The following is a 6,128-nucleotide window of genomic DNA, read 5'->3' as shown; positions in this document are numbered from 1 at the left end:
GGTGCCGTTGATGACGGCATCGGCCAGCCTGGGGCGCTCCGCCAGCGCCTCGGCGCTTTCAAAGCACATATCCTCTCCAAACCCGTGCATCTCCGCCGTTTTTCTGCGGCGGATGGGGTCCGGGTCGGCCACGCCGACGATCTTGAGCGCCTGTGGATTTTCCAGCGCATAGGTACTGTAAAGCAGTGCGCGGTGTCCCGCGCCCACGATAATTGCAGTGATCTGTTTTGCCATTTTGTTCCATCCTTTCCAGCCCGCTGCAGCAAGACGCGCCGCAGGCACGGTTCTTAGCATACCTCCCCCGCCGCGCTCCGTCAAGGGCTGTTTTGCGCAAAAAAGCCCCGGCTGCGGGCAACTGCCGCAGCCGGGGCCGTGTTTTCTCCCGGTTGCGCATTTTTCAGCGCTTTCCGGCATTTTTGGTTTTCCATGCTTCGGCTCCCGAACGTGCCGTAAGCCGTCTTTTATTTTTTCTTCGGCGCAGACTTCCCGGCCGTGGGTTTCCCCTTCTCAGGCGCAGGAACCGGCTCGGCTTTTTTCGCCGGTTCTGCTTTCTTTGCCGGTTCCGGCTTTTTTTCCGGCGCTGCTTTCTTTGCAGGCGCCGCCGCTTTGGGCGCTTCGGACGCCTTTGCGGGCGCCCCGGCTTTTGCCTCCTCCGCCTTTTTCACAGCGGGCTTACGGCCGCGTTTTGCAGGCGTCTTTTCCGCCTTGGCAGGCCCGTCTTTTTCCGCCGCCGCTCTCTTCGCGGCAGCCTTTTTGGCCGCCGGCTTTTTCGCCGCTTTTACTTCCGTAAATTTCCAGGCCTGGTTTTCGCCATCCACATCATCCCATATCTGCAGGCGCGCGCCGTTTTCCTGGCTCATGCCCACGATATCCAGCACCCGGCCAGACAGCTTGGAGCGCACCTTCCAGCGGCCGTCCGCCGCCGGCTCCAGCGTCCAGAGCTGGTTGTCCTTGCCGATATAATCCCACTGGTGCAGCCATGCGCCGTTCTGGGAACCGGCGTTGATCACGTCGAGCACCTTGCCCGTCAGCTTATTCTCCAGCTTGTAAAGGCCCTCGGCCACTTCCACAAGCAGCCAGATCTGGCTGTCTTCCTTCACATTGTCCCAGAGCTGCACGGCAGCGCCGCTGGCAGTGTTGAAATCGGCAACTTCAAGCACGCGGCCGTTTTTCGCCGCGATTTGATAACAAACATTCGATACAGGTTTTTTCTCGTTCATCTCAAAGCAACCCCCTTTTGGGAAATTATACCATAATAAGTCAAAAAATTCAATCTGCCCGTCCTGATTTCGGAGCATTGTACAAGCTGCACAGGTATCTGTTTGTTTCTTTGGCTAAATTGTTTGTTTTCCGCAGGATCTTGCACCATGCTTTTCGCTATGACAGCGCACGGCGCACCATTTGTCTGGCGTCCTCCCGCAGCGCGGCGTCATCCTGGCCCGGCAGAATATGCTGCAAATTGGCATACCCGAACACCGCGCCCGCAAGCGCCATCAGCGCATACGCTTCACTGGGCGGTTGGCGCAGCAGCCCTTCCCGCACACCGCTCTCCACAATGCGCGCGATCATTGCGCGAAGCTGCTCCACCACCTGTGCATCTCCAATGTGGCGGCACACGGCCTCGGGAGATTCCAGCGTGCGCGCACTGGCGAACAGCACCTTCATGCCGGAGGCCTGCGCCTGTACGGAATCCCGCGCAAAGCACAGCAGTGTGTCCAGTTTCTGCTCAAAGCCTTCCGCTTTGTCTACCCGCTCAGAGAGCGCGTCCGCCTCCCCGCGAAGGCGGTAGGCCATCGCTTTTGATATGATTTCCTCCCGCGAGGTGAAATATTCATATACCGTTCCCTTTCCGATGCCGGCCTCCTCCGCGATCTGCTGCACCGTTACGCTGTACATTTTTTCGCCCCGGGCCAGCAGCCGGAATACCGCCTCGTACAGAGCGGTCTCCTTTTCCGCGTTTTTCGCCATAACGAATCCCTCCTCAGCCTGCCGCGGGCTGCGGCAGTTCCTTCGCCGCGTCTGCCGCCGCATCGTCCAGTTCCGGGTCATACAGCGGCTTTTTGCGGAAGATATCATACAGTACGGGTACGACCAGCAGCGTCAGCAGCGTGGCGTACGTGAGGCCGCCGATGGTAACGATGGCCATGGGCTGTGTCATCTCCGCGCCGTCGCCAATGCCAAGCGCCATCGTGGACATGGCCAAAATGGTGGTGAGCGCGGTCATCAGCACCGGGCGGATGCGCGTGCGGCCCGTTTCCAGAATGGCCTCCGTGCGGTCCATGCCCGCCAGCCGCAGCTGGTTGATGTTGTCTACGAACACGATTCCGTTGTTTACCACCACGCCCGCCAGAACAAGGAAGCCCAGCATGGCAATGACGGAAAGCTCGCTGCCTGTGAGCCACAGCGCAAGCAGGCCGCCCGTAAATGCCAGCGGGATCGTGAACATCACGATAAACGGGCTCATCAGGCTTTGGAATTGAGCCACCATGATGAGATAAATGAACACAACGGCCAGCGCGATCATTTTGACAAGGTCCGTCATGGCGCTGTTGATGGTTTCATTTTCGCCCGCGATCTCAACGGTATAGCCTTCGGGCAGCTCGTAATCCGCAAGCTTTTTTTCCAGCTCGCGGCTCACGAGGCCGATGTTGTGCCGGGCGTCCACGCCCGCGCTCACGCTCATGGTGCGCGCGCCGTTTTCCCGGTTGATGGAGGAAACGCTGTCGGTCTCCTGCTTTGCCGCGATGTCGTACAGACGGACGGTCTCCTCCTCGCCCTCCGCGTTCGTCACCGTGAACGCGTGATCCATGATGTTGCCCCGCGTAGGCGCCTGTCCTGCCGGCTTCACCACGACCACGGGCGTATCCGTGCCGTCCAGCGTCAGCGTGGTGGCCGTGTTCTCGGCTTTCAGCTCGGCGGCAAGTTCACTGTATATCTGCGCCACGGTCAGCCCGTGCTGCATCGCCTTGTATTTGTCCACTGTGATGCGTGTCTCCGGGTTTCCCGTGACCGAATTTTCCGAGATATCCACAAGGCCTTCCGTACTGCGCAGAATACCGCGCAGGTCATCCGCGATGGCGTTCATTTCGTCCAGGCCGCGCCCGGTGATGACAAGCTCCACACCGCTGCCGCCCAGAGCGGACATATCCATCGTGGATTCCTGCACCTCCACGGTGCACTCCAGGTCCGCCACCTGCGCTTCAATGGCAGCGGAAACGTCGGCATTGGTGGCGGTGCGGTCGTCAGACAGCAGGATATAATAAGTGATGCTGCCGCCGGAGGACGAGCCGCCCATCATCGAGGACATACCGCTGCCGCCGGACATCGCGCCTACGGTCTCCACACCATCCACGGCCGCGATGCGCTCCATGACGGTATCCGCCATGGCATAGGCATCCTGCTGCGCCGCGCCCCTGGGCATCGTCAGTGTGGCCGACATCTGCGGGCTGTCCATCGCCGGGATGAAGGCTGTGCCCATCTGCGTTGTCAGGAAAATGCTGATGGCCAGCAGCGCCGTCACGCCCGCCAGCACCGGCGCTTTGTGCCGCAGCGCCCAACCCAGCAGCCTCTGGTATCCCTCCACAAAGGCGTCGAACCACCTGTGGCTTTTCTCTTTGGTGTTTTTCAGCACGGCGGCACCCATGGCGGGCACCAGCGTCAGGGCTACCACCAGGCTGGCCAGCAGCGAATAGGCAATGGTCAGGCCCATATCCGTGAACAGCTCGCGGGAAATGCCCTGCGTGAACACAATGGGCAGGAACACACATATGGTGGTGAGCGTGGAGGCAAAAATAGCGCCGGACACCTGCTTCGCCCCCTGGATGGCCGCCTTGGAGGCAGGCACGCCCAGAGAACGCAGACGATAAATATTTTCGATGACAACAATGCTGTTGTCCACCAGCATGCCCACGCCCAGCGCAAGGCCCGACAGCGAGATGATGTTCAGCGTCACATCTGTGAAATACATCAGCGTGATGGCACACATCAGGCTGAACGGGATGCTGCACGCCACAATAAATGTGGGCTTTGCGTCCTTGAGGAAAAAGATCAGCACGATGATGGCCAGCAGGCCGCCCCACAGCAGATTGGAAAGGACGCTGCCCACCACCATGTCGATGTAGTCGCCCTGATCCATCAGCGGCGTGATGTGCAGGCCCGGGTTCTGCTCCTGCAGCTGTGCGATGGCGCTGTTGATGCGCTGGCTCACCGTGGCCGTGGACGCCGTGCTCTGCTTCTGGAACGACAGCACCACGCCGTCGTTGCCGTTCACCTTGGCATAGCTTTCGCCCGCGTTGTCCGTCAGAGCGATATCCGCCACATCGGACAGGCGCACATCGCCCACGCCGTCCACATCCATGTGCATCAGCAGCGTGTTTTCCAGCTCCTCCAGAGAGGCGTACTCCTCGCCCACCTTGACAAGATACTGCTCCTCACCTTCGGTGATATAGCCCGCGGGCATGTTGAAGTTCTGGGCCATCAGGATGTTGCCCAGCATGTCCGCCGTCAGCATGCCGGACAGATCGGCCTTTTTATAGGCCGCATCCCGCGCCTGATCGAACTGCTCCTGCGCGTCCGCAAGCTTCTGTTCCGCATCTTCCAGCTGTGTTTTTGTGGTACTCAGCGTCACTTCACCCCTGGTGAGCTCGTTTACCGCCGTCATCTTGCCCTTTTCCAGCTCGGCATAGGCATCCTGTGCCTTTTTCAGGTTTTCCTCCAGCGCAGGCTTCATGCCGGAAATTACAGCGAGGCGCGTGGTAATGTTGGAAAGCTCCGCCTCCACCTCGGGCAGACGCGTGTCCGCCCTCAACGCCGCATCGCGCAGCTGCGTCAGGCTTTCCTTTGCCAGCGCGGCAAGCTGTTCGCCGCCGGGCAGTGCGCCCGCCTGCGCCTTGAAGGCTTCAAAAGACGCGTCGTCCAGAGCCAGAAGCGCGTCCACGTTGGCTGGAACGGCGGCGGCGGCCTGTTCTCCCACCACCGCAGGGTCCGGCAGGGCAGGCAGGCCCGGCTGAGTCTGCTGGAGTTGCGCGTAAACGGCGGCGGCTTCCTCATAAGTGCCCACAGCGGGCCGGCCCATCTGTGCCAGCAGGGCGTTCACGCTGTCCAGCACTCCCTGCTTCGCAGCAGCCGCAGCAGCCTGACGAGCGGTGTCCCGCGCCCCCGCCAGAGCCGTATTGATGCCTTCATACCCCTGCTTTGCCTGGGTATAGCCGTCTCTTTCGGCCTCGAACGCCTTCTGGTTGGCTGTAAGCGTGGTCTCCTCGCTCAGCAGCGCGGAAAGCGTGGCGGAGGCGCCGTCCACCTGGGCGCTGCCCTGGGCCAGCTTGTCCAGCGCAGAGCCTTTTTGGCTTTCCAGCGCGGCTTCGCCCTCGGCCAGCTTCGCCTTGCCGTCCGCCACCTTGGCCTGTCCCTCACGCAGCTCACGCTGTGCGTCCGCCAGACCGGAATCCACGCCGGCAAGGACCTTATCGTTCAGCGCGTCGATCTTCGCCTGGTCGAGCGTTACGGTCACCTGCTGCTCCACAAGGCCTGTGGCATCTACGCTCGCAACGCCGTCGATGCGCTCAAAGGCCGGCATAACGGTTTCGTCCGCCAAGGCGGATATCTCCTTCACGTCCATGCCGTCCATATCCACGCTGGCCACCATCACGGGCAGCATATCAGGGCTGATCTTCATCAGCATGGGGGTCCCCACCGCATCGTCCATCTGGCCCGAAACGAGGTCCACATTGGACGAAAGCTCGATCATAGCGGAATCCATGTTCGTTCCCTGTTCAAATTCCAGGATAACGATACTGGCGTTTTCGCTGGAAACCGAGCTGACGTTCTTAATGCCGCCCGTCGTACCCAGCACCGCTTCCAACGGCTTTGTCACCGTTGTTTCGATTTTCTCCGGGCTTGCGCCGGGATACGTTGTCATTACCACGACATACGGCAGCTCCATGGCCGGCAAAAGGTCTGTCGTCATGCCCGTAAACGAGATAACGCCCAGCACAAGCACCAGCACTACCGCCACCAGCACGGTATAGGGTTTTCTTACACTGAATTGCGGAAGCATATCTTCCCTCCAAAATACGCGCGGACGCGGATTCTCCTCCTGCTCCCCGGCAGGGACGAGTTCCGACCGACCG

General features: G+C 60.6%; 3 protein-coding genes and 1 pseudogene. All 4 read right to left on the bottom strand.

Annotated features, from left to right (window positions below):
• A pseudogene (locus IIY41_RS00630) lies at positions 1-234 on the bottom strand (Gfo/Idh/MocA family protein); the annotation flags it as partial.
• Between the two features lie 227 nt (positions 235-461).
• Positions 462-1,220 carry an RICIN domain-containing protein gene (locus tag IIY41_RS00625; protein WP_069971774.1) on the bottom strand — a complete coding sequence of 253 codons (759 nt, stop codon included), beginning with the start codon at positions 1,218-1,220 and terminating at the stop codon, positions 462-464.
• Positions 1,221-1,377: 157 nt separating this feature from the next.
• Positions 1,378-1,968 carry a TetR family transcriptional regulator gene (locus IIY41_RS00620; RefSeq protein ID WP_009324473.1) on the bottom strand — a complete coding sequence of 197 codons (591 nt, stop codon included), beginning with the start codon at positions 1,966-1,968 and terminating at the stop codon, positions 1,378-1,380.
• Between the two features lie 13 nt (positions 1,969-1,981).
• A complete protein-coding gene (locus IIY41_RS00615; protein WP_287399167.1) occupies positions 1,982-6,055 on the bottom strand; it encodes an efflux RND transporter permease subunit in 4,074 nt (1,357 codons plus the stop codon).
• Positions 6,056-6,128: the final 73 nt, after the last annotated feature.

Source organism: Ruthenibacterium sp. (assembly GCF_017421385.1).
GTDB classification, from domain to species: Bacteria; Bacillota; Clostridia; order Oscillospirales; family Ruminococcaceae; genus Ruthenibacterium; species Ruthenibacterium lactatiformans.
Note: the sequence above shows the minus strand (reverse complement) of the source record. Positions and strands in the feature narration are given on the sequence as shown.